This is a genomic window from Pseudomonas sp. AO-1, from assembly GCF_019775695.1.
Lineage (GTDB): Bacteria > Pseudomonadota > Gammaproteobacteria > Pseudomonadales > Pseudomonadaceae > Aquipseudomonas > Aquipseudomonas parakoreensis.
On the sequence record NZ_CP079947.1, the window covers coordinates 3,813,934 to 3,839,276 of the forward strand.

Sequence of the window (25,343 nt, forward strand, 5' to 3'; positions counted from 1 at the left end):
CAAAAGGCCGCCCGAAGCGTACTACACGAGAGTCCTTTACAACGTCAGCTGCCCCCGCTCCTCTTCGGTCAGTTGCTGTTTCGCCTGTTCATCCAGCGCTCCGGCGCCCAGCACCTGCACCGGGCTGTTCGGGTTATATCCGCTGGCCGGCGCACGACTGGCGCCATCGCGGGTCGGCGCCAGTTGCTCGTTACCGAAACTCAGCACCTGCACGGTGAACACCGACGCCTGATTCTGCCGCGCTGCTGCCTGCTGCTGACGGGCCACGTCTTCAGCGGCCTGGGTGGCTGAAGAGGCAGCGGAGCTTGCCGAGGTGATCGCCCCGGTGTTCACCGCCGACACAACAGGCACACCCGTCGCCTTGCCCTGCACCGAGATGTTGGCCGCGTTGACCACCGTCAGCGCGGCGATGTTGACGTTGCCCGAGACGCGAATCCCCGCCTCCCCGGCGTCGATGGTGCCCAGCGGCGCGATCAGGTCGATGTCGCCCGGCGCCACTTCGGCAATCGGGTTAAGGGTGGCGATACCGGCACCGGTGCTCGGCACCGATGGCGATAGCGTCACGTTGCCCCAAGTGTCATAGACGCGTTTTGGCGGGGTGTAGACCACGGTGGTTTTCGAACCGCGACCGGCGTTGATGTCGCCCTCGGCCGACCAACCAAGTATCGAACCACCGAAGGTGGTCATGATCCGGCTCTGCCCCAGCAGAATGCTGCCCTGCGAGTAGAGCTGAATGTTGCCCGAACCCTGCGTAATGATCCCCGCCGTGGACGGTGGCGCCGCACCTTCGATGCCGAACACCTGAGCGCCGCCCGGCGTAAGCATCTGGATATCGCCGCCGAACAGGGTTTTGACCCCGGCGCCGCCATACAGCGTGATGTCACCGTCGTAACGGAGCGGATTGCCCGCCACATCGGTGCTCGGGAACAGCGCCGCAATGGCGTTGCGACCACGCAGGTAACTGCCTTTGCGCGGGCCATCGACGTCGTTGTATTCCAGGCCGCCGGCGCGCAGTTCGGCGAAATACACCTGACGGGCGAAAATCGCCTGCTCGGTACTCGGCAGCACGGCGTAGAACGCCTGTGCCTGCTCTGCGTTGCCGCTGAAGCCGTAGCCGAGGGTCAGCCAGCTCCGCAACTCGTCGAGGTAGGTCTTGACCACTTTGCCCGGCTGACCGTTGAGAGCGGCATTCGGATTGGCAAGGTTCTGCGGGTTCAGGTAACGCGCGATGAACCTTGTGTAATCCGGCCCCTGTGCGCCCGTGCCCGCCTGCAATACCACGCTGGCACCGGGTCGCTTATCCCCGGCCACTATCGCGCCAAGACTGGTAATGCTGGCGCGATTTTCCATCAGGATGTTGCGCCCGGCATTGATATCCAGCGTGCCAGGGCCGGCGATATCGAAGCTGCTGTAGAGAATGTCGCGACCCGCCGACACCCGCGATATATCTCGCGGATTGTTATGAACGAACAGGTTGCCGGTCGAGGTAATGCCCTCCTGACCGACGCCCATTTCCTCGGGCTGCACGGCTGTCGGTTGGCCCAGGTGGGTTCCGGATGCCACGATGTCACGTCCGGCAATCATCCAGACAGGGCCTGCTGCTTCGTACCAAGTGCGTTTCGAGGTATCGAAACTCAACGTCTCGCCACTGCGTATCCCTACCAGATCGCCGGTCAGGGCATAGAACCGTGCGGGCCCCTGCACATCACTCAAACCGGAATAGCTGTCGAGACCAAAAGCGAACAATGGGTAACGCGAATAACCATCCGGTTTAACACCGTCACTGCCGTAGTTGCTGTTGAGTGGCTTGTTGGGGTTATTGCTGGAAAAGGCGAGGAATGACGGCCTGAACGGGGTGGCAATGGCCAGCGGGCTGGCACCGGACTGATTGATTGCGTAGCCGCCGGCATAGATGGAATCGCCCGCCAACAGTTCGAGTTGCCCGGATGGAGAAGGCGCCAAAAGCAGGGAGTACGCGGTTTTCGGCGCAGCATTGCCGACCCCGTAAGCCGCTGATGGCCCCGCATAAATCGAACCTTGAGCGGCAACGGCCCGAAGAATCGCCGGGTAGACAAAACGACCATCGGTGGGCGAGGTATTGGCGCCCCTCACAGGAGACAGACTCCCATCGACCTGCGCCAACTGAGTGCTGGGCGTGAGATTGCCGCCGGCGGAAAACAGATCGATGGCGGTGTGATCGGTCCACAGTGAGAAGCCGCTCAGGATGCCGCCGGTAAGGATATTAGCGTCGCTATCGAGCAGTGGCGTGGCGTTGAATTGGCTCACACGACCGGGATCGGCCGCCCCGCCCAATACCAGGTCACCACGGGTGCTGAGACTCATGCCGGCGTCTCCGGGAATCAGCACCAGGCCACCGGAGGCGTTGCTGGTCGTCGAGGTGAACGGATCCAGCGGTCGGGTTTCACGGACATCATGCAACTGCGAGCTGGCACCGTATTGCAGATTGATGCCGCCCAGCGCCCCTCCGGTCAATTGCGCCGCACCGCGCAAGTTGATCAGTGCGCCTTGCAGGTCGTGCCTCGGCGGCTGAGTCCCGTTATCCCCGGCCCGCGCTTGCAACGATGGGTTGAATGCGCCGCCGATGCGAATGTCCATATCGCCACCGCCGGTCATCTGCACGCTGCCATCGTCGGCGACACGCCCGGTGCTGCCCACGGCAACGATCAGCCCTTGGCTGCGCGGATAATTGACCGCATCGCCCAACGGTCTGAGCATCCCGGCGTCGCCACCGGCACGCAGGCTGATGTTGCCGCCGCCCAGGGTGCCGAATCCGGTGAAGCCCACCAGGTACGGTTCGGTATTGGCGTCAGGCGTCATCAACCGAGTAGCGTAACTGCCAAAGTTGATCCACCACGCTGTGGGCACATCCGGGTTGCCCGTGCCTTGGCGCCACAACCAGTTGCCCACTGACGCACTGGCGATCTGTTCGCGGAACCCAGCCGCTGTCGATTGCGCTTTCGTGCCTACCGAGTCACCCGAAACCGACCCGCCGGCATTGATTGTCAGGTTGCCCCCCATCTGCGGATACCAGGCCTGATAGAGGCTGTCGCTACCGCCGTCGACCCATTTTTCATAAGCGGCACCGGCCGTGCCCAACACCGAATTGTTATCCGAAAGATGCCCGCGCGGTTGGTTATAGAGCGGGTCGATATTCGCTGACTGGGTGCCGGCGGTGTACACGCCGAACGGTGAATCCATGCTCAGATTGCCTGCGGCGATCAGGTCGAGATCACCCGTGCCGGTGCGCAGAACACTGAACATCTGCGTATGGGCCTTGGCCGTTTTCCCGGGATTGTTGCCGATGCACAGCTCTGGCTGCAGATCACAAATGAATTGAGCCTCCTCGGGAACCGGTTCGTAGTCCGGCCCCATTCCGCTGCCTGGCGCCCAGACCCACCGGGCCATGGGTACGCACAAATCGGCAATTTGCTGGCAGTACTCGAGCATGTCATCAGGGACCGGCTCGTAGGGAGTAAAGAAGGGATTATCCGGAGCCCAGACCAGCTTGCCAGCCGCCGTGGTGATGTTGACGCCGTAATGACTGTCCGCCAGCCGCAGATTGCCTTCAGGGGTCAGCGGTTTGACCGCACGGCTGTCGGCCGCAGCAAGATCTGCACCCGCCACCACGCGCATCGACCAGGAAGCACTGCCCGACGGCAGCATGCTGGCCAGCGCCCAGTTCTTGCCCTGTTGTGTGCCGTTGAACGGCCGCAACTCGATCAGCGAAGTGCCTTCGGCGAGCTTCACATCGGTCATCGACGGAATCAGCGAACCGCGCAGCAAGGCCACTTCGCCCTTTAATTTCACCCCGGAGAACGTCGTCAGGTCTGCATCGTAAACGCTGGGCAACGGCACACCCTTGGGCCAGTTCATCGCTTGCAGGGCGGTGGCCTTGTTCAAACGGATCCCGGCACCCAGGCGTGTGTCGGCAGGCAACGTCACGCTGTCGCTGAGCAGCGTACCGGCGGCGTACAGCAGATGACCGTTGCTGTCGTGAATCGCCCCCGCCAGCACGGTGCCGGCGCTGAAGGTATACGCCTCGTTCAGCACAGCTTGAGTCGGCAGCAACGTGCCACTGGCCAGAACCGCTGGTTGAATCGTCACGTCGTAATTGAGTGTCGCCCCCAGCGGAAACTGCGTGCCCTCGGCCAGCGTCACCCCACTGCCCGGCACGATCAGATCGCCACCGAACGGCTGCACACCGGCAATCAGTTTCCACCCGGCGTCATCCTGGGTTTCCGGTGGCGGCGCGAAGCCGTCATTGATGCTGCCGTAAATATCGAGGTTGCCACCGGCACGAATCACCAGGCTGCCCGCTTCCCCGGAACCATATACGGAGGGGTTCAGCTGCGTGTGCGGATTGAGACTGGCGTAGCGATAACCGGACAAATCCAGATCGCCTTCCACCACCAGATCACCATCGGCAGTCTTGCTGGCGATTTCCACGCCCGGGCGCAGATGGAAGGCGTCGGCGTAAGTGGCGTTGTTCAACCCGGCGAGTTTGCGTTGCAGCAGATCGTTATTGCCCAGTGCGGCGTTGATAAAATCATTGCTGTCGCCGTGAATGCGTTCGAGCATGGCCTGATCAATCACCTGATACGGTCGGCCACTGACCGCCGGATCGACGCCATCGCGGGCATCGGTATAGCGGCGCAAACCATTGAGACCGATGGATCGCGCGCCCTGAATGGTCAACACACCGCTGGCGTCGATGGCGATGTCATTGCTGCCCAGACGCGGCGCGTTCAGCTCCAGCGTGCCGCGCAGCATTCCATCGTGTTGCCCGGCGAGGAAACCGGGCACGGCATCGGTGCCGTGGCGCAGGTCGATGCGCGCGCCGCTGCCCAGCGTGAGCAAACCATCGCCGGAATTCAGTTCGACCGTGGCGCGGTTCGGCGCATCGATGATCTTGCCGTAGCTGTCGACCCGCAGCACGCGACCATGGGCATCGAGCACGCTGCTGCCTGCCAGGGTCAGGCCATTTTTCGCCGACAGGCGAATGCTGCCGACACGCTCGCCGCTGGCATCGATCAGACCGGCCACCGTCAGGCTGCCATTGTCCACCGAGACATTGACTTCACCGGCCTTGAGACCGTCGCCGATCACCAGGTTGCCTTGTTTGAGCTGCAGGCTGCGGCTGCCGTAAACCTGCCCGGCATTCAAGCGCTGATTGAATGCGGCGAACTGCTCGGTGGCGTCACCACCCAGGCGCTGCGCGCGAATGTCCACGCCACCGGCCTTGTACGGCACCAACGTGCCCCCGGCGTCGTAGTAACCGCTGCTGCCACCAAGGATCTCACCTCGCAGATCAACCACCCCGGCCGCGTCGGCCAAGGCTACGACGCTGAGATTACCGGCCTGATTATTCTTCGCCGACAGGTCGATCCGCGAGCCCGCAGCCTGACGGATATTGCCGTTGGCGCTGTACAGCGATACGTCGCCGCCCCAGCTGTACTTGCTGACATCGTTGAACGGCAAGGTCCGCCCGGCCATGTCCAGCACGGCACGAGTGCCCAGCGTCAAATCGCCCTCGGACTTGACGGTCAACTTGCCGCTGGCCAAGGCAATACGGCTGTCCAGCACGATGTCGCGGGCTTCAAGATTCAACTCCGCACCCAAGGCATTCGCCAACCCGGCAGTTCCGCCGCCGCTGAGCGTCAGGCTGTTGCCGGCCTTCAGCAGGCTGACCGAAGCTGCTTCACCGGTGAGCAACGGCGTGCGCAGGTTCAGATTGCCGCCGCTGTAGCTGTAACCCTTGAGCGGATCGTAAGCGCCCTGCTCCTGATACACCGCCAGGCTGCCCTTGTGATTGGCGGTGATGCGCTCGCTGGCGCTGAGGTTGACGTTGGCAAAACCCAGCGCCAGACGATTGTTCTGATCCAGTCCGCTGGCCTGAGGCATCGGGCCGTAACCCAGCTCGATCCGCTGGGCCTGAATGTCCAGTGTGCCGCTGCCCGTACCGGCGCCACCGGTGATGACGCTGCCAGCACTTTGCGTCGCGCCGTTCCAGATCAGGTTGGCGGTGCGGATGCTCGCCACATCGTTGGCATCGCCCAGACCGTAGATCGCCGGGGTGACCAGCACCAGGTTCTGCAGTTTGCTTTGGCCGGTCTGCGGATCGATTGTGTCGAGGCTCACGCTGCCGTAGAAATTGAAGGCATCGCGGGTGGTCAGGCTCAGGGTTTCCAGCGCTGGCGCGCCATATTGGGTGTCGCCGCGCAGCAGGCGGTCGAGCACGTTCTGGTTAAGGGTCAGACCGGCCGGTACGCGACTGCCGGCCGCCGCCAGCGCGGTGGCGCTGCCGGCGTTGACCGAGCCCACTGCCAGTGCCAGTCGGCGCGTGCCGAAACGTACTGCTTCACCCAGTTCGAACTGATTGTCCGTCGCCGCCGTAATACTGCCGTTCGAATAGAGCAGCGCCGGATCGTTGCAGGGTGACGAGGCACACACGCCAATCCGGATGCTGCCCGCGCCGCTGATGCCGCTGGCCGCTGCCGGAGCCAGCACATGGGTCCAGCCGTTGGATACGACCAACAGGCTCGAGGCTTCAGGCTGGTAGAGGTAGCCGGACGTTGAATCGAAGGCCACATTGCCACGCCCCAGGGTGTTGATCCCGGCGCCCGCTTCGACCGTGATGCCACCGGTGGTCGAGGTGGTGCGCAGCACGACTTCCGGCGCTGACAGGATGGCCCCTTCACGCAGCGTGATGTTGCTGGAGGTCCCCACGAACTTGATGATGTTGCCGGTTGTGTTGTAAATCACCTCCGGCAGCGCACCGAGCGTCAGACGTCCGGCATTGAAGTTGTTCAGCGTGTCGGCGTACACCGACACGCCACTGAAACCCGGCGTCGGCGCATGCCCCGCACCGAGCACCTCGAACTCGGCGCCGGCGTAACCACCGCGTAGCGCCGCCGTGCCGATCAGCCCGCCTTCGGCGGCATCAAACAGCGCTCGCCCATCGAACTGCAACGCAGTCTCCTGCTTGCCACCCGTGCTCAGGCGCAGATCGAGCACCTTGCCGTCCATTGGCGCCAACGCACGCGGCACGCCACGCCGGGCGGCATCGCTGCGGATAAACTGGGTGAACGACATTTCGTTGTACTGCGAGTAACTACGCAACACGTCAGCTGACGTCAGGATCACCTGACTGGCCAGACTGTCGCGCAGTCCGGTATTGGCAATCGACATCTGCCCGCTGCTGGTCCACGAACCGTTGCGTAGCTGCAACGCTGCCGTCGTCGCAGCTGGCGTCGCTTGACCGTTGACCTCGACCCGGAATGCGCCCGGCAACAAGGCACAGGTGGACGGCAGCAGCGTGTATGTCCCCGCCGCCAGCCCCGGCACGCCGGCGCCAATAGTGACCTGCTGGCCGATGCGCGGATCGACCGCTCCGGCTTCGGCCAGGATCGGCGCGTAACGGCTCTGATTGCCCGGCACGATGGCGTAGACCGGATTACTCGCCAGCCCCGGCAGACTGAAGGTGCCATCGGTGGCATTGCGCACCAGCGGATTGAAGCGCGCATCGGTAGAGCCGCCGCGCCCGGAAATGAAACCGGCGCCGCGAAGATCGCCACCGCCGGACAGATCGATCAGCGCACCGTTCTGCACCTCGATATATTGCCCACCGATCGCCACGCCGTTTTTATCGCCCGTGATGCCGTTCAACACCACCGATTTACCGTTGTAGAGATAATCGATGCCGTCCGTAGTGCCACCGTATGGCATGACCAGACCGGCGCCGCTGACCGACGTGGTGCTGCCAGCCAGCAGTCGAACCTCATGACTGGTGGTCTGCAAATCGTCACCCAGAACAATCTTGCCCAGCGGGGCCCGCACCACCCCGCCCTGCTCGATGTACGCCGCGGAAAAACTCAGATTGCCGAAGACCGAGTACGGCACCTCAGCGGGTGCCGCACCGTGGCTGCTGATCCGCAGCGTATGGTCGGACACCGCAACGGCACCCTGATAGCCAACGCGCACTTCAGCCTGGACGTCACTGGCGGGATAGATTTGTGTAGCACCGAGGTTCAAGTCACCCGGCGTCCACAGCCGGGTTTTTTCGGCACCGTCATTGGGCGCGAGGAAACGCAGATCGCCACGACTGTCGAGGCTCACCTGACCAAATGCCCGTCGGCCATACGCAACCGCGGGCGCGCCGAGTTGCAGGATCGAACCCTGCGTACCGAACGACAGGCCATTGCTCACGTCCAGCAAGTCCGCTGACGCGCTGAAGGTCGCGTCCGACAGCTGTGTCGTCGGATTATTGGTCAATCGCGGCCGTATCAGGCCGAAGCCGGCGTGATAAGTGCCGACGCCGGACAGACGCAGGTACGGCGCGCTCAAATCGACGCGAGTCGTATTTGCGGAAGTTTCGGCCAGCGACAGCGCTCCGGCGTACAGCGTCAGGCTCTGGTTCATGTGCAGATTGACGTCGCCGTCAAACGACAGCAAACCGTTGCTCAACAGGCTCAGGTTATCGAAGCCGCCCGCCATCAGGCTGTCTGCGCTCAAGCGCGTCTGACCGTAGCGCAGGTCAGCGGCACCCTCGCCCGGACGCAGATCCGGCGCGAGCGGTTTGTCTGTCGGCGCCTGGCCAATGATCATCTCTCGCGGCGCCCGCACGGCATTGCTTGCCGAGTCAACGTACAGCGGTGTTTCAAGCGCAATGTCCAGACGACCGCCGGCAGCCCCGACACCGCCCGCCGCTGCACGCAGGTTGCCCTCAACAAACAGGCCGTTGTAGGAACTCAGGCTGATCCGCCCGCCATCCGTCGCAACGCGGGTCGGTCCCTGGCCGGCGATATCCACAACGGCCTCGCTGCCGGAAGCGTCCAGCCGGGCGCCCTGACGCACGATCACATAGGCATCGGCGGCCGTGGCTGTAGCCAGTTTCGCATCGATTTCACCGCCGATGATGATGCTGCCGCCCTTGCCGACCTGCCCGTAAGTGCGGCCCAGCGCATCGACTGCCGTAGTGGCGCGTCCGGAGACATCCAGCACAGCCTGTTCACCGATCCAGATGGAGCGGTCATGTGCGCTCGGATCGGCCACGACAATGGCGGTCGCCGGTTTGTTCGAACCAAACTGTTGCTGACGGATATCAATCGCACCACCCCAGGCATTCAGTTCACCTTCCACGGTGATCTGCCCGGCACCGCGCAGTTTGATGCTCTGCCCCGGATCGACGCTGATCCGCGAACCGCGGCCCAGGGTCAAGGTGCTGTTGGCGGCGTCTATCAGCCCGACCAGCGTCGCGCCACCTTGCAGTGTCAGGCTGGCGCCGGCGCGTTGAGTCAGTACGCCCTTGGTCGGGTTTTCCTGGAACAGCGTCGGTGTCCACAGCTCCAGCGCCGTTTGCGGGTCGACACCACTGACCTGGTTGGGTGCCGCATCACCGAAACGGTACACCGGCAGGGTCACATCAATGGCGGAGCCTTCGGCAACGTCGAGCCCGTTGAGACCGATCAGGTTGTAGGCGGAGAACCCCGTGCTGAACAGGTCGGTGGACAGTTGCAGGGTATTGTCTGCCAGGGCTTTATCCGTCTGGCCGACGAGAATCCTGTTGGCCTGCACTGTCAAGGTGCCGCCGCCCGTGACGCCGTAACCGCGCAGTTCGCCATTGAGGTTCAGATGCGATGAGCCCGGCGCGGAAATGGCGCTCGACTCCAGCGTCAGATCACCGCCCTTGCCACCCCGAGTCTTGCCATTGGCGAGTACCGCGCCACCGGAAGAAACATCGAGCAAGCTGCCAGCAGCGACGTCGATATCGCCGCTGCTGCGGATCGATACCAGGCCACCGTTCAGATACGCGAGGCTGGCGTTATCGTCCGGATTGGTGCGCAAGTTGCTCCACAGGCCTCGGGTATCGAGATGCACGCCTTCGGCGATGCGGGTTTGCATCGTTTTGTCGGCTTTGGCCGCCAGGCGAGTGTCGGTGTTTGCGCCACCATTGAACTGATTGAGCACATTGCCCAGACGCAGGCTGCCGCCACGCGCGGTCAGGTCGGCGCCGACCTGCACATCCGGGGCGTACAGGGTGATGTCGCCACCGTTATCGACCGTGAGCGCACCGTCGACGGCGATCTGATCCTTGGCAGATACCTTCAGTGCACCGAGACGGAATCCGTTGAGCTGATCGTTATCGAGATACAGCTTGCCCTTGCGGGCACCGGGCACTACGCCGGTCAAGTCCAGATCGTTGCCGGCAACCGGAGGCGCGCCACCGATCTGCACCTGATCGAGCAATGGATTGAGGGTGTAGAGCAGGCCATTCGACGCCGCGACGAAGGTCGGGTCGTAACTGCCGACGATCAACTGCGCACGCCGGGCCAACGCGGTCTGACTCTGCTGATAGCCGTCGAGCAGCGGTTTCGGCGCCTGGTTCTGCCGTTCGCCCTGATACACCTCGCCGATCATTTGCCCGTCGAGCACGGCGTTGGCCGTGGCGATCACCAGTTGTCCGGCGTCACGACCGACGGTGTAGCCCGACTCGAAACGCGAGCGCGGGGCAATCAGCGGGCTGTAGTAATAACTGGTCTGGCCCCAGCGTTGGCTGCTGTCTTCATAACCTTTGTACAGGCCGGTGTAGAGCAAGTCCCCCGGCGCGCGCGACACTTCATACAACTTGCCGTCGGCGCCACGCAGCCAGCTCTGGCGGATCTCGCCGCTCTGCACATCCAGGGTGCCGCCGGACAGGTTGATCAGCGAACCCTTTTCAGTCACCACGTCGTTGCCGGCAAAACTCACCGTGCCGCCCTGAGCCATCCATTCGCCGACGCTGTGGCCCTGAGTGCCGAGATAACCACCGACTTCCAACAGGCCACCGGCGGTGTACCAGCGATCCGTGGCGTAGCCGTTGGTGCCCGCCGGCACATACACCAGATCGCGCACATCGACCCAGATGTCATAGCTGTTGAGCGCGCCTTTCTCGCGGTTGACCGAGGCATCGCGCTGCTCGTTGCCTTGCACGTTGATCTTGATGCTGTTGTTTTCCATCGCCACTCTGACGCCGAGGGCACCGGACACATCGATCATTGCACCGTCGCGCACCAGGCTGCGGCGTTGTGCATTGACCGCAACCTGGCCGCCAGTGGCCAGGGTGATCGAACCGCTCTGGAACTCGACACTGCCACCGCTCTGAATCTCGACGCGTGACTGATCGCCACGGATCCGGTTATTGGCCGTGACGCCTGTCAGCGCGGCCTGACGTTGGCTGTCGAGGGCCGTCAGGTCACTGCTGTCGAGCATGACGGCCGTGGCGCTGCCCTGCCCCAGCGTGACGCTGCCGCTGCTGTCGCTGTTCGGGTTGGTCAGGTGAATCGTGCCCCGCGTCGCCACTGACGTGCTGGCGAGCAATACGCCATTTTGCACCACCTCGTGACCGGTCAGAGTGATGTCGCCCGTGGCAGACTGGATCAGTCCGTTGTTAGTGACTTTGCCCGCAACGGCACCGGTCTTGAAGCCCGGAATGACTTCGCTGCCGAATGTGGTGGACAGCGCATTGCCTTCGGTGCCCGAGCCCTTGCGTATGTAGAAACGATCACCAGCGGCGAGCACGGTCTGGCCCTTGGCGGTGCTGATGCTGCCGTCGTTCTGTACGTCGCTGCCGAGCAGCAAGGCATAACCCCCGGCAGCGGTAGACGATGCCGGCTTGTGGGTGTCGATGGAGGCACCGCGTTCCACCAACACTTTGCCGGCGGCATCGGTGAAGGTCGGCTGGGTGGCGCTGCTGTCGAAATACAGACCCCGATCGCGGAACTGGATATCGGTGATATTCGCCGCTGCTGCCACCAGGTTGCGCACGTTGATCTGACTGCCGCCGCTGAAGACGATGCCGTTGCGGTTGATCAGCATCACCGTGCCGTCGGCCTTGATCTGGCCCTGAATCTGGCTGGCCCGGGCATTCGGATCGTTGACCCGGTTGAGCACCGCCCAGTTCGACTGCTGGGCGAATTCAACAGTGGTGTTGCGGCCGACGTTGAAGGTTTCCCAGTTGAGGATCGCCTTGTCGGCGGTCTGCTCGATCTTCACCGTGGTCTTGCCGTCGGCCCGGGTCTGTTGCGGGCCCTTGGCGTTCTGCCAACCCTGGGTGAGGCTGTTATCGACTTTCAAACCGCCCTCGCCCAGACCGTCCGGTACAAACTGTACCGTGCCCAACGCCGCCGTGCGTCCGGCCGCCTGTGCCGCCTGTTGCGCAGCAATCGCGGCAACCGTGTTGTTCAGGGTCTGGATCGAACGCTGCAACTGCGCATTGGCTTTTTGCTGTTGGGCCAATGGCGGTGTCATCCCCGGCAAGCCACCCACGCTCGGACGCGCCGCTGCGGCCTGCTGCGCTGCACCCTTGGCGGCAAACCAGCTCGAACTGAACGCCGTCTGCGCCTGCGCACTGCCCGCCACCAGACACAACGCCACCGCGTGCGCCAACGGCTTGAGCAGCCACAGCGCCGGCTCCACGGCATCACGCTGGAAGGACTGAACGTGGGTACGACGACGGGATGGGCGAGCGAGCATCACTACGAGATCCTTTTTGATTGCCACACTTTGGTTGCCAAAGATGCCGCAGGCCTGCAAAAACCTGCTGTTACGACATAGGCCGTTGGCGGAGGGCGCGACCGAACGGATGTCACACAAACTTCATGTTCGGCGTGTATTCGAGCCAAAAAAAATGACGGCAACCCCAAGGTTGCCGTCATCGGCGTTACGACCGCGCGAGCTTACAAAGGACGACCGATAGCGTTGCAGACACTGGCGTTGTTGATGTCCAGGTTGTTGCCCGAAGTGTTGGTGATGAAGTTGGCGGTGACCGCGGTTTTCCAGGCGTTAGGCACGGCGACGAACTTGTGGGCCTGAGTCGCAGTGTTGTTGCCCGGGTTGCTGTAGTGCTGAGTCAGGAAGGCTTTGACGGCCGCGGCCACGGTTGCATCCTTGTAGCACTGACCGAAGATGAAGTTGGTGTAGGCAGCCAGTTTGTAACCCGAAGCCGGGTTAGCCACCACGGGCGACCAGTTGGCAGGGTTTGCAGCCTGGGCCGGGGTCGAAGGAGCCGACACCGACGACAGTGCCAGGGTGACGTTGAGCGACGTTGGCTGAACGCCGTTGACGCGAGCAACAACAGCGTTGCTGGTAGCGTCGACACCGTCCGGACCGACATAACCGATCGAACCGTCAACCGCGTTCACGGCGGTGGCGACATCGGCAGTGTTGGCGACGCCGACCCAGTTCGACGGCAGTGCCGAACCGGCTGGCAGACGCGCGTTGGTGAAGGTGGAGTTGGTGGCGAACTGAGTCGGGCAGACCGAGTTCAAGTGACGGCTGAGGATTTCCGAAGTACCGCTGGAAACGTTGCGGTAAACAACGCGAATCGGTGTGGTGTCAGTGGTGCCGAGCAACTGGCCCCAAGTGGTTTTGGCACCGGAGAACGCATCGCACAGTTGAGCGCTGGTCAGGTTCAGCGCGGTCTGGCCGGCTTTTTTGTACGGGATGGCAACCGAAGTGGCCACCGACGGCAGTTGAATCAGCGGGCCGTACGAAGCGCCGTACGTGGTGTTGTAGGTGCTGATTTCCGAAGCGCTGAGGATCGAGTCGCTACCGGCGAAATGCACGGTGCCGGTGGTGCTGAAGCCGGCCGGGTTGTTGGTCAGGAAAGCGGTCTTGCCGGCACCGCTACCCACGGCGGCGTAGCTGAAGTTGGCAGGCAGGATGCTGTCGGCCGAACCTTTGTACAGCGCGGCTGGCAGCGTGGCGCCGCCACCGGTAACGGCCATGGCCTGGGCGGAAGCCAGGGCGGCGACGGTCAGGGAAGCGGCGATCAGAGTGCGCTTGAACATGAAGAATCTCCTTTTCAACGATGGTTGTGAACACAGGTTTTCAGGGGACTTGCATGACACTGGGAAGACTCACCGCTGACCTTTGCAAGCGGGCCCGGGGTTAAGTCGCAGTGAGAAATTCGCAGTTTCCGGTGACAGATAAAGGAAAAAACCTCGGGAGCTGCGCGGGGTATTTCAGGGGGTTTTCTCGGGTGTTTGCGGGGGATGGCGAGGGGGCTGGATCGTGGGTTTGGCTGAAACTGGCTGCAGCCGTTGCGGGGTGGTTGCAGATGACAGAAAGGAGAACCCGAGGATGGTTCTTTTGAGGCTCGGGTGATGCTGAAGTCCTGGTAAAAAAGTCTGAGTTATTTGTTGTGCTGCATGGCCCTATCGCTGGCAAGCCAGCTCCCACAGGTTTTGATGTTGTGACGCAGATCGCATTAACAACACTGCCCCCTGTGGGAGCTGGCTTGCCAGCGATGGGGCCCGGGCAGACAACATCAATCGCAGCTACTGCACCAGCTGGTTGATCTCGATGATCGGCAACAACACCGCCATCACAATCACCAGCACTACCCCACCCATCACCACAATCATCAGCGGTTCGAGCAACGCGGTCATGCCCATCGCCCGCCGTTCGATATCGCGGGACAGGGTCTGCGCCGCCCGCTCAAGCATCGGCGGCAGTGCGCCGGTTTTCTCGCCGCTGGCGATCAGGTGAATCAGCACCGGCGGGAACACGTTCTCCACCCGCAACGCCGCCGCCAGGTTCACCCCTTCACGCACCTTGGCCGTGGCGTCGCTGACACTCAGGCTGAGTCGATCATTGGATAACGTCTGCCGCGCCGCCTCCAGCGCCCGCAGCAACGGCACCCCGGCACCGCCGAGAATCGCCAGGGTCGAGGCGAATCGCGCAGTGTTCAGGCCCAACACGAAACGCCCGATCAGCGGCAATTTCAGCACCCGATGATGCCAACTCAAGCGCGCCGCCGGATTGCGCAGGTACAGGCGCCAGCTCCAGAACGCCCCGGCCATGATCGCCGCACACAACCAGCCCCACGCCCGAATGAAATCACTGGCGGTGAGCATCGCCAAGGTCAGCCCCGGCAAGTCCTGCCGCGCCTGGGAAAACGCACTGACCACCTGCGGCACCACGTAACTCAGCAGAAAGATCACGATGCCGATCGACACCAGCCCGACCACACCGGGATAGATAAACGCGGTGAGAATCTTGCCGCGCAGGTTGTTGCGTTCTTCGATGTAATCCGCCAACCGCTCCATGACCTGCGCCAGATCGCCAGACTCCTCCCCCGCAGCAATCAACGCGCGGTAGATTTCTGGAAAGTCCCGTGGCCGCGCGGCCAATGACTCGGCCAGACGCATGCCGCTGCGCACGTCGGCGCGCACCGCGCTGAGCGTGTGGGCGATGTGTTTTTTCTCGGCCTGCTCCACCGTCGCGCTGAGCGCCGCCTCCAGCGGCAGGCTGGCACCGAGCAGGCTCGCCAATTGCCGGGTTGCCCAGGCCAGGTCGTTGTCCGACATCCGCGCACTGAACAAGCCACTGCCGCCGCCATGCTGGGCGACGTTGCTTTCCTTGTGCACCGACAACGCGGTCAATCCACGACTGCGCAACACGCCGAACGCCGCGCCCTGGCTGTCCGCCTCCAGGTGCCCGGACTCGATCTTGCCGGTGGCGTCGGCGGCTTCAAAACGATAGCGATTCATCAGGCGTCCCGAGTGACACGGAGGATTTCTTCAGGCGCGGTGGCGCCGCTGCGAATCCAGCGCTCGCCGTCCTCGCGCAGGCTGAACATCCCGGCCTTGGCCGCTGCCGCGCGCAAGGCCTGCTCCCCTGCCCCTTGGTGAATCAGGGTGCGGATGTCGTCGTCGATGCAGAACAATTCGTGGATGCCGGTGCGTCCGCTGTAGCCGGTGTGGTTGCAGGCGGCGCAGCCCACTGGCCGCCACGTGCCCGGTGCCGCCGGGTCTTCCTGCTTGCACTGATTGCACAGCCGTCGCACCAAGCGTTGCGCCAGTACACCGAGCATCGACGAGGCCAGCAGAAACGGCTCGACGCCCATGTCGATCAAGCGGTTGACCGCCGACACCGCGTCGTTGGTGTGCAAGGTCGCCAGCACCAGATGCCCGGTGAGCGAGGCCTGCACGGCGATTTGGGCGGTTTCCAGGTCGCGGATCTCGCCGATCATGATGATGTCCGGGTCCTGGCGCAGAATCGCCCGCAGCGCCAGGGCGAAGGTCATGTCGATCTTGGCGTTGACCTGAATCTGGCTGATCCCCGGCAAGTCGTATTCCACCGGGTCTTCGACGGTGAGGATGTTGCTGGTGCTGGCGTCCAGTCGCGCCAGCGCGGCGTAGAGGCTGGTGGTCTTGCCGCTGCCGGTGGGGCCGGTGACCAGCACGATGCCGTGGGGCTGGCGGATCAGCTGATCGAGTTTGGCCAGCACCTGCGCGTCCATGCCGAGGGTTTCCAGATGCAGACGCCCGGCCTGTTTGTCGAGCAAACGCATGACAACGCGCTCGCCATGCCCGGTGGGCACGGTTGAGACGCGAATATCAATCGGCCGCCCGGCCACACGCAGCGCGATACGACCGTCCTGCGGCAAGCGTTTTTCGGCGATGTCGAGCTGGGCCATGATCTTGATCCGCGACACCAGCGCACCGTGCAACGCCTTGCGCGGCGAGACCACGTCGCGCAGGGTGCCATCGACCCGATAGCGCACCACCGAATGGGTTTCGAACGGTTCGATGTGAATGTCGCTGGCCTCATCGCGCGCGGCTTGAGTGAGCAAGGCGTTGATCATGCGGATCACCGGCGCGCCGTCCTGAGTGTCGAGCAGGTCGGTGATTTCCGGCATGTCCTGCATCAGGCGGTCGAGGTCGACTTCGTTTTCTGCTGCACCGACCACAGCGGCGGCGCTGCCGGTGTCGGCATAAGCGGAGGCGAGCAAGCCGTCGAGTTCGTCGTCGCGCACGCGCCTGAGCGAGGTTTCACCGAACTGGCGCCGCACCTCGTTGATCGACCAGCCCGGCGTCGATGGGCAAACGGTCAGCACGCCGTCGCACAACAGAATGCGCTGGGCCTTGGCCCAGGCGTAGGGCAATGCACTCATCTACACCCTCCCCCCATGACAATACAATCCCGTGTAGGAGCTGCCGCAGGCTGCGATCTTTTGCGTTTAAAGATCAAAAGATCGCAGCCTGCGGCAGCTCCTACAGGTCCAGCGTCGCCCCGGCTCTCTATGGTGAGGGGAATTCTTGTGGTGAGGGGATTTATCCCCGATGGGCATCGCAGCAGCCCCGAAACCTGACATCCGGATCCATCTGATTGACCGCGTGCATAGGTTTTGGGGCCGCTTCGCTGCCCATCGGGGATAAATCCCCTCACTACAGGGTTACTTCTCAGATTGAGGACTCTGTTCAAAAGCGTGTGCTCCCTTCAATCGGCACAGCCTTGATCGTCGCCCTCGGCCCCGTCCCCGGCACCACCGCCGGAACACCCTGCGCCGCCGTCGGCAACTGCGGCGCCTGCATGTCCGGCATCGCCCAGCTGCGCTCCGGTTGCAGGCCGCCCTGGGCGCGGCGCATGAAGTCGTAGCGGTTGAGGGTGATGCTGCGACCCGCTTCGCTGTCGCGAATGATGTACGGGCGCAGGAACACCATCAGGTTGGTCTTGCTGATCGCCCGGCGCTCGTTGCGAAACAGCGCACCGATTCCCGGCAACGTCCCCAGCCACGGCACCGCTTCGTTGCTCTGGCTGTAGCCGTCCTGCAGCAGGCCGCCGAGGACCATGATCTGACCGTCGTCGAGCAGGATACTGGTGTCGATTGCGCGCTTGTTGGTGACGATCCCCGCCGCTCGCGCGCTGACTGAAGCACGTTCGTCGATGCTGCTGACTTCCTGATAGATATCGAGCTTGACCGTGCCGCCCTCGGAAATTTGCGGCCGCACATTCAGCTTCAAGCCCACCTCTTCACGGGTCACGGTCTGGAACGGATTATTGCTGGTGCCCCCGCCGCCAGTGACGTAACTGCCGCTGACAAACGGAATGGTCTGGCCGACAAAAATGCTGGCCGCCTCGTTATCCAGGGTCAGCAGATTCGGCGTCGACAGCACGTTGGTGCCGCCCTTGCTCTTCAGCGCCCGGGCCAGCACTTTCAGATCGAGAATCTTGCCAATGCCGGGGATATCGACGGTGCCGTTGACATAACCGAGGTTCAAACCCTGCGGCAGCACATCGAGGCTGGTCTTGCCGTTGAGATTGATCCCCGAACCGCCAAGGTTCGCCCCGCCGATTACGCCGTTGCCGCCGAGGTTGCCGGTCTGCCACTGCACACCAAATTCACTGGCATCGTCCTCGCCGACCTCAACAATCAGGCTCTCGATCACCACTTGCGCGCGGCGCTGGTCGAGCAGATCAATGACCTCGCGCAGGTTGCGATACAACGGTTCCGGCGCTGATATCAGCAAGGTGTTGGTGGTCGCGTCAGCCTGAATCGTCACCCCGCCCGCGCTGAACGCAACGTTCTGTTCGCTGGCCTGATTGCCGCCGCTGCCGGTCGAACTGCTGCCCTGCGCATAACTGCCGCCGGTACTGCCAGTGCTCGACGTGGTCGAGGTGCTGCCGCTGGTTTGCGTGCCGCTCTGCGCACCCGAACCGCCATTGTTGTTGCCGTTGCTGCCCATGGCACTGAGCACCGAGCGCGCACTGTCGCTGGTGCCGCTGTCGCTTTCGCCAGTCAGCAAACCGCGCAGGGCCTGCGCCAGTTTCGCCGCTTGCGCGTTACGCAGATACACCACATGCAGATTGCTCGGATTGCTCTGTGCGTTATCGAGTTTGTAGATCAGGTTGCGCGCAAGCTCCGTGCGCTCGGGGCTGCCGGCGCGGATGATGATGGTGTTGGAGCGCGGGTCGCCGATCACCGCTATTTTCTGCGTCGGATCATTGCCCGGCGCGTCGAGCAGATCCGCGACCATCGGCGCGATGTCGGCAGCGATGCCGTTCTGGATCTGCACCACGTCGGTGTCGATCGCGCTCGGGGTGTCGATGGTCTGGATCAACTGGGCGACGCGGGTCAGGTTCTCGGCGTAATCGGTAACCACGATGGTGTTATTGCCGGGGTAGGCATTGATCGGGTTGTTCGGCGAGACGATCGGGCGCAGTACCGGAATCAGGTTCACCGCGTTCTCGTATTGCAGGCGAAAGGTGCGGGTGAGCATGCCGTTGCCGGCGGGTTTGTCGGCGCTGTAGATCGGACCGCCGAGCAGTTTCGCGTCGGCCTCCGGCACCACCTGGGCGACGCCGCCGACATCGACCACGCTGAAACCCTGCATGCGCAACGTCGCGAGCAACATGTCATAAGCCTGGCGTGCCGGCACCTGACCTTCCGAGACCAGCGTCAGGCTGCCCTTGACCCGAGGGTCGACCAGAAACTGCTGGCCGGTGGAACGCGACAACGCGCGCACCACCGCCTGAATATCGGCGTCGACAAAATTCAGCGTCACCGGCTGATCGCCCAGCGGATTGCTCGGCAGTGTGCTGCCGCGTGGGGCGCCGCCACTGCGTGCGCGTTCGGTGATGTTGTGCATCTGCCGTGGTTGCGGCGCGGTTTGTGCCTGGGCGCGTTGCCGATCAAGCAGCGCATCGCCACTACGTTGGGTGTTGGCCAATGGCCGACCGAGTTCGCTGTCCACCAGCAACGGCGGCTGATTCGGCGGCGCGGTGGTGTTGCTGCACGCGCTCAATGCCATCAGCAGCATCGGCAATGCCAGACGTGCCGGTTTGGATCCTGACCCCTTCATGAAGCTTCCTTAGCGCCCAGCGCCTGATCCATGCGAACGGTGCCTGACAATGTGCCGGCAGTGACTTCGGTCGAAGCGTTGTCGGCGCGTTGCAGACGGGCCTCGACCACTTGCAGAGAAAGTTGTGTCGGGGTGCTCAGCAGCCAGTCGAGCACGGCATCGGCTGGCGCCGCGTCGAACGTCAGTTGCCAAGCGCCGGCCTCCCCGGCCTGTAATTGGAAGTGCCCGGCCAACCCGGTGGCCTGCAGCGTCTGCTCAAGCGACTGCTCGATGCTTTGCCCCTGCGGACGCACGCTGACCTCGCGCAACAGCACTTCGAGGGCCTCGGTCTGGGCGCGCAACTTCGGCGTTTCGCGTTGCCAGTAAGTGATTTTTTTCAGCGGCGGCTGAATCAATGCGACCCACACCAACAGCGACAGCAGCACCACCGCCATGCCGCCGACCATGCGCTTTTCGCGCAGGGCCAACGCCTGCCAGCGCACTTGAAGCTGCGCGCTGAAACGCTGCCAACGGGCGCGATACACCGCGAGCGATGCCTTATTCATCTTCTGCTCCGCTGTCGTCAGCGCTTTCGTCGGGGGTGGTGACTTCGTCGCTCGGTCGCAGCAGCCAGCCTTCATCATCAGCCGTCGCACTGATCCCGACCTGGGCCAATGCGGCTTGCCAATCCTTGTCCTTGTCATTGGCGCTGCGCCGGGCATCGGCCAGCAGACTCAACTGCAAGCTGCCGTCGACAAACGTCAGGCGCTCGACCGTGCCGGCCATGAACGGCATGCCACTGCCGGCCTGCAACACCAGCCGATTGAACGGCTGCGCGGGGTCCTCCGCCGCGCCCTTCTGCCGCGCCGCCAGTTGCTGACGCGCCTGTTGCAGCGGATTGAGGATCACCGGCAACTCGGGAAACGCCTGCTTCACCCGCAGCGTCATCTGCGCCTTGAGCTGCTGGCCCTGACTGGCTTCGCGGGCGGCATACAGATTCAAGCCAATCACCCACACCGCCACCGCCAAGGCGCAAAGCCCCAGCGCCCGGCCCCAACCGCGATGCTCGCTGCGCTGCTGTTGCACCGCACCCTGCAGGCCCCAACCGGGCAACGGCCCGGTCCAGCGCTGCGCTTCGGCCATCGGCAATTGCGCATCCGGCGGTGGCGTCGAACCGATCCAGTGCAGCGGCGTGCCGCAGCTCAGCAGCCAATCGCCAATCTCGTCGTCGAACAGCGGCTGCACCCGCGCCACCTGCACGCTTTCGCGCAGCAACAAATGGCCGTCCTGCCGACAGGCCACCGTGCCCGGCAGCACCGGCAAGCGGTACGCCGCCGGGTACAAACCACGCAGATTCAAACCGGCCTGCTTCAGCAATTGCCCCAGATGCTGCAAGCGTTGACGCGGCGCCCAGGCAATCTGCACCTGCCCCGCTTCATCCCGCGAACTGTGAGCGATATGCATGTCACTGCAGTCGCCGAGCATCAAGGCCTGCGCCGCGCATTGCACCGCCGCTGCGGTCTTGTTCGCCGGCAATGGTGGCAGGTCGATGCTCGCCAGCAGGCTGTCCGCCGGGTTCAGAAAAGCGCTGAGCGGTGGCTGCCTGGGTGACTGCCCCAGTTGGCTAAAGGTCTGGCGCTGTTCACGAATGACCTGCCCCTGACGGTCCAGCCACGCGCAGTCCATTTCACTGTCGAGATTCAACTGCGCCAGTGGCGGCAAACTCACACGCAACTGGCTCATGCCCCCACCCGCGACCAGATCACTTGCGGCAGACGATCCTCGCTGCGGTGCAGCAACGCATCGAGACTGACCCGACGCTGATCACGCCGTGCCTCGCCACGCAGACGAAACCAGTCACTGGTGATGCCGACCTTGACGCTGGTCAGCTCCAGATTCGGCATGCGCAAGCGGTTGACGAAATCGCCACGGTTGATGAACCAGCGCCCGGCGTCGCGCTCATTGATCAGCGCCTGCGCCCGCTCCAGCGACAACCCCGGCACATACGCGGCCAACACTGGCGCGGTGGCGGTATTGCCATTGAGCCAGGTGGTCGCGGGGATCACCGTCAGGTATGGCGCCAGTTTGCCAATGACCGCGTCATTCACGCCCTCGACGCTGCGCAAATCATCGACACTGCGCAGCATCGGCAACTTCGGATTCTGTGGCTTGCGCGACGCATTCGGCGACGTGGCGCGGCCACTGTCAAAGGCGTTTTTGCTCGTGGTGTTTTCGGCAATCTGCGGATTCAACAGATACGGATAAGAGCCGATCACCCGCTGACTGATGCGCTGACTCAACCCGGCGCTGATGCCGATCAGCGCGCACAGCCGCTGAAACGCCTGCACCTGCGCCTCATCGATACGCTCGTTGGCCACCAGATTGCGCAGGTTGAACTTGCCCTGCTCATCCTCCAGCCGCCCCTCGAAACCGTGCGCATTCAAACGCTGCGCCCACGGCTGATCGAGCCGGGTCAACGGATCACGCTGCCGCGCATCCCAAAGCAATTGCCGACTGATCTCCAGACCACCGTGCAACACCCAGCGCCCCTGCACCCGCTGCTGATCCGCCTCCAGCGCGCGGGTCGAAACGCTCTGCCGGGTCAACATCCCCGCCGCAATCACCGCGACCACCGCCGCGATCAACAGCGCACTGATGATCGCCATCCCCTGCTGGTTCGATTGGCTGTTCATCACCGGCCTTACAGCTGCCAGGAACCGATATCGGCATTCACGCCGTCGCCGTCAGGCTGACCGTCGGCACCGAGGGAAAAGATATCGATCTCGCCGTTGGCGCCAGGGTTAAGGTACTGATAAGGACGGCCCCACGGGTCATTCGGCAGACGCTCCAGGTACGAACGCCAGTTACTGTTCTTCGCATCCGCCGGCCGCTCCACCAGCACTTTCAAACCCTGACTCTGGCTCGGATAAGTGCCGTGATCGAGTCGATACAACTTCAGCGCCTGCATCAAACCGCCAATGTCCTGCTTCGCCGCCGTGGCCCGCGCCTGATCCGGCCGATCCAGCACCTTGGGCACCACCATCGCCGCCAGAATCCCGAGAATCACCACCACCACCATGATCTCGATCAGAGTAAAACCCTGCTGCCCACGCGGCATCCGGCTCGGTCGTCCGGGCTGTTTGAACTGCGCGATATCCATCTCGACATTCCCTTGGCTTGATTCGATTCGACGCGCAGTGTTGCAAGAAGATATGTCAGGGATGTTGAAAATCCTCGGGAGTTTTCGTCGTCAAGCCGTCAAGGACGGGGCTTAGGGTCGAGGGCTGTGTTCTGGTTTTGGGCCATCTATGCCTGCACGCTCCCGAGAAAACGGATTCACCCTGATTGAAGTGCTGGTGGCGCTGGCGATCATCGCCGTGGCGATGTCGGCGGCCGTGCGCGTGGCGGGGTTGATGACGCAGAGCAGCGGGATTTTGCGGGATCGGTCGGTGGCGATGATTGCGGCGCAAACGCGCATGGCGGAGCTGCAACTGGAAGGTCGATTGCCGACGGGAGTGAAGGCTGTTGATTGTGATCAGGGACGGTTGTTGTTGCGGTGTGAGCAGGTAATCGCAGCGGCAGAGAATGGCCGATTACTCAAAATCGCCATCCAGGTCTTCAACCGCAACCAGGACGCCCCGCCCCTGGCCCGCCTGGAAACCCTGTTGAATCGTCCCCTGTAGGAGCTGCCGAAGGCTGCGATCTTTTGATCTTGTTTTTTAAAATCAAAAGATCGCAGCCTTCGGCAGCCCCTACACAAACATCTCAGGCAACAAAACAACGCATGCCCCACACGATACCGGCCATCAGCCTGAAACCCTGTGGGAGTGAACCTGCTAGCGAAGGCGCCAGAACCGACACCCAATCAATCAGCAGGCACGCCCAGCACAACCATCACCCCGGCAACTGCAAATTATCCAACGCCCGATTCACCGCCAACTCCCCGAGCATAATCAACTGCGCAATCCCCAACAGCGCCCGACGCTGCGACACCGGCACCAGGCTGGCAATGTTCTGCGCGATGTTTTTGGCCGAAGCAAGCGTCTCACTGGCATCCACCAGCAACTCTTCGGTTTTGTTGTCCGCCGTCACGGCATACATCCCACGGGTTTTACGCGGCGGCGGCGTGGCACCGGGCGGACAGAGGTAATGGTCGAGCGCGCGGTCGGCGGCTTCGTGGAGTTTTTTTGAGTCGATGGATTCGTAGGGGGAAACCGAGGCGGTTTCGGGTGGGTTGGGTGTTGGTTTGATCATGGTGAAGCTCCTTGATTATTGGAGCCGCCACGGTTCGCTGCGAAACGAAGGGAGGTGGCAGCTGTACGCAGGTTCGCAGACCGGGAATCAAGGAACCCGGCATACCCGAAGGTATCCCGCGCACAGCCGCCATGAAGCACCATTGCCAAAAATGGCAACGATTGGGAGCGCTGTGCGCCTTGATTAATCCGGGCTGCGAAACCCGATCGCTGATTTGTCAGCGACCGAACCACAATAGAACCCACCCCAAAGGCGCACAAGCCAGCGGATTCTGGCGTAGCTGTAGGCAATGGCGCAAGGATGTGTAGACCGAGTGAGTATCTGGAGATGTCTTTTTAAACGCCGATGTTTACTTTGACCTTACTGCGGAAAAATATCCCCTAAATAGACCCATCCTCTTTTCAGGTCTTAGATCGCTTGGTGGAATGCAGCGTAAAGCTGATGTTTAGCTGTCGGAAGGTAATAACAACGTAGCCGAGGGTTGGCCTGCTTCATCTTCTACTCCAATACCACCTTTTTTTAGAAACGGTGTGGACTTCATAACCAGCAAACCATTCTGCGTAGTTACCGGAGTTCGGGATGATTCCCTCTGGAATTCTGTCATTCAGTCGGAAGCGATTAATGGAGACTTTCCCTCGACTGAGTTTTTTACGCTCTTTTCGCAACTGCACCCCTTGATCATCCAACATCTGGCATAGCGTCATGCTAAAAAACAGTGCTTCATCATTGTACCTAGTCATGCTTTTCATACTGTCCATGTAGCCGGCGTGGCAGGTACCATCCTTCGGTATCCCGAAATACATGTGGTGGAAATTCATACCGGGTGGAAATTGTTGGTGTAAAAACGTATCTGTCAGTTCGTTACGAAGAATTAGAGCGCGATTGAGGCAATTCGTCGATTCGACTACCTGCAATACCGCCCGAATGGCAGGACCCGGCAGAGTAAGGTGTTCTAGGGCAGTGGTGCGCAATGCGTCGAGCGGCGGGCTTATCGGGTGGATCTTCTGTAGACTCTGTCTTTCTGAAGGTGCATCCACCTTTGTATCTAGATACTCACCACGGGCTATGTTATAGGCTTCTGTAATGGGTTTTACTGCATCAATCTTAAGTGTCAAAGCAAGATTGAAGCATTGTTGAGACAGTAGCATCGCTAAGTTGCAAGCCCGAATTTCTTCATTAATAGATTCGTATCGTTTTCCCCTTTTTGCGATGTACCCCGCAGCCCATGCACCGAAACCCGCCCCAATCATGCCGCCTATAACAGCAGTTATCAGCGGCGAATTAGCCCATTTTTCCAACCATCCTAGGTTTACAAGAAATGGTGTTGTAGCGGTTGTAGCCATATACACGCCATTAATAGGTTCCCAGACCGTCATCGCCCCCCCCTCTTCTTTGTTTGCCACATGCATAATGCTTGGCTTTGGTTCGTTTACTGACCAGCGCTCTCGCTACAACGCCACACCA

The 25,343-nt window shown here is 62.2% G+C and carries 12 protein-coding genes; 1 reads left to right on the plus strand and 11 read right to left on the minus strand.

The window, feature by feature from the left end; translation table 11 throughout:
- Positions 1 to 36: 36 nt before the first annotated feature.
- The 9 genes from KVQ82_RS17505 to gspG form a co-directional block, all read right to left on the minus strand.
- Positions 37 to 12,531 (minus strand): filamentous haemagglutinin family protein, encoded by a 12,495-nt coding sequence (locus KVQ82_RS17505; protein WP_222014837.1) that lies wholly within the window; start codon positions 12,529 to 12,531, stop codon positions 37 to 39.
- 203 nt (positions 12,532 to 12,734) lie between these two features.
- On the minus strand, positions 12,735 to 13,847 hold the full coding sequence (locus KVQ82_RS17510; protein WP_222014838.1) for a substrate-binding domain-containing protein: 1,113 nt from the start codon (positions 13,845 to 13,847) through the stop codon (positions 12,735 to 12,737).
- Positions 13,848 to 14,336: 489 nt separating this feature from the next.
- Positions 14,337 to 15,551, minus strand: coding sequence for a type II secretion system inner membrane protein GspF (gene gspF / locus KVQ82_RS17515; RefSeq protein WP_047293962.1), 1,215 nt, complete (start codon positions 15,549 to 15,551; stop codon positions 14,337 to 14,339).
- Positions 15,551 to 16,957 carry a type II secretion system ATPase GspE gene (gene gspE, locus KVQ82_RS17520; protein WP_222014841.1) on the minus strand — a complete coding sequence of 469 codons (1,407 nt, stop codon included), beginning with the start codon at positions 16,955 to 16,957 and terminating at the stop codon, positions 15,551 to 15,553. Before gspE ends, gspF begins: the two co-directional genes overlap by 1 nt.
- A gap of 307 nt (positions 16,958 to 17,264) precedes the next feature.
- The gene (gene gspD / locus KVQ82_RS17525) at positions 17,265 to 19,646 is read right to left on the minus strand and encodes a type II secretion system secretin GspD (RefSeq protein ID WP_222014843.1); all 2,382 of its coding nucleotides are present in this window, start codon (positions 19,644 to 19,646) and stop codon (positions 17,265 to 17,267) included.
- Positions 19,643 to 20,191: a type II secretion system protein GspM gene (gene gspM / locus KVQ82_RS17530; protein WP_222014845.1), complete on the minus strand. Its 549-nt coding sequence runs from the start codon at positions 20,189 to 20,191 to the stop codon at positions 19,643 to 19,645. The genes gspD and gspM overlap by 4 nt, the downstream gene beginning before the upstream one ends.
- Complete coding sequence (gspL, locus tag KVQ82_RS17535; protein WP_222014846.1) at positions 20,184 to 21,368, minus strand: type II secretion system protein GspL; 1,185 nt, start codon at positions 21,366 to 21,368, stop codon at positions 20,184 to 20,186. The genes gspM and gspL overlap by 8 nt, the downstream gene beginning before the upstream one ends.
- On the minus strand, positions 21,365 to 22,318 hold the full coding sequence (gspK, locus tag KVQ82_RS17540) for a type II secretion system minor pseudopilin GspK (RefSeq protein WP_222014847.1): 954 nt from the start codon (positions 22,316 to 22,318) through the stop codon (positions 21,365 to 21,367). The genes gspL and gspK overlap by 4 nt, the downstream gene beginning before the upstream one ends.
- Positions 22,319 to 22,326: 8 nt before the next feature.
- The gene (gene gspG / locus KVQ82_RS17545; RefSeq protein WP_027613117.1) at positions 22,327 to 22,785 is read right to left on the minus strand and encodes a type II secretion system major pseudopilin GspG; all 459 of its coding nucleotides are present in this window, start codon (positions 22,783 to 22,785) and stop codon (positions 22,327 to 22,329) included.
- A gap of 148 nt (positions 22,786 to 22,933) precedes the next feature.
- On the opposite strand from gspG, the gene gspI reads away from it, so the two are divergent.
- Entirely contained in the window at positions 22,934 to 23,308 is a 375-nt protein-coding gene (gene gspI / locus KVQ82_RS17550; protein ID WP_222014848.1) for a type II secretion system minor pseudopilin GspI, read from the plus strand.
- A gap of 211 nt (positions 23,309 to 23,519) precedes the next feature.
- Here the strand turns inward: gspI and KVQ82_RS17555 are convergent, their stop codons facing one another.
- Both KVQ82_RS17555 and KVQ82_RS17560 read right to left on the minus strand, forming a co-directional pair.
- Complete coding sequence (locus KVQ82_RS17555; protein ID WP_222014852.1) at positions 23,520 to 23,879, minus strand: hypothetical protein; 360 nt, start codon at positions 23,877 to 23,879, stop codon at positions 23,520 to 23,522.
- A 491-nt stretch (positions 23,880 to 24,370) separates the two neighbouring features.
- Entirely contained in the window at positions 24,371 to 25,282 is a 912-nt protein-coding gene (locus tag KVQ82_RS17560; protein ID WP_222014854.1) for a hypothetical protein, read from the minus strand.
- Positions 25,283 to 25,343 lie beyond the last annotated feature (61 nt).

Coding starts and splice junctions, on each gene's coding strand:
- KVQ82_RS17505 (WP_222014837.1), bottom strand. CDS start 12,531: ATGCTCGCTCGCCCATCCCGTCGTCGTACCCACGTTCAGTCCTTCCAG.
- KVQ82_RS17510 (WP_222014838.1), bottom strand. CDS start 13,847: ATGTTCAAGCGCACTCTGATCGCCGCTTCCCTGACCGTCGCCGCCCTG.
- gspF (WP_047293962.1), bottom strand. CDS start 15,551: ATGAATCGCTATCGTTTTGAAGCCGCCGACGCCACCGGCAAGATCGAG.
- gspE (WP_222014841.1), bottom strand. CDS start 16,957: ATGAGTGCATTGCCCTACGCCTGGGCCAAGGCCCAGCGCATTCTGTTG.
- gspD (WP_222014843.1), bottom strand. CDS start 19,646: ATGAAGGGGTCAGGATCCAAACCGGCACGTCTGGCATTGCCGATGCTG.
- gspM (WP_222014845.1), bottom strand. CDS start 20,191: ATGAATAAGGCATCGCTCGCGGTGTATCGCGCCCGTTGGCAGCGTTTC.
- gspL (WP_222014846.1), bottom strand. CDS start 21,368: ATGAGCCAGTTGCGTGTGAGTTTGCCGCCACTGGCGCAGTTGAATCTC.
- gspK (WP_222014847.1), bottom strand. CDS start 22,318: ATGAACAGCCAATCGAACCAGCAGGGGATGGCGATCATCAGTGCGCTG.
- gspG (WP_027613117.1), bottom strand. CDS start 22,785: ATGGATATCGCGCAGTTCAAACAGCCCGGACGACCGAGCCGGATGCCG.
- gspI (WP_222014848.1), top strand. CDS start 22,934: ATGCCTGCACGCTCCCGAGAAAACGGATTCACCCTGATTGAAGTGCTG.
- KVQ82_RS17555 (WP_222014852.1), bottom strand. CDS start 23,879: ATGATCAAACCAACACCCAACCCACCCGAAACCGCCTCGGTTTCCCCC.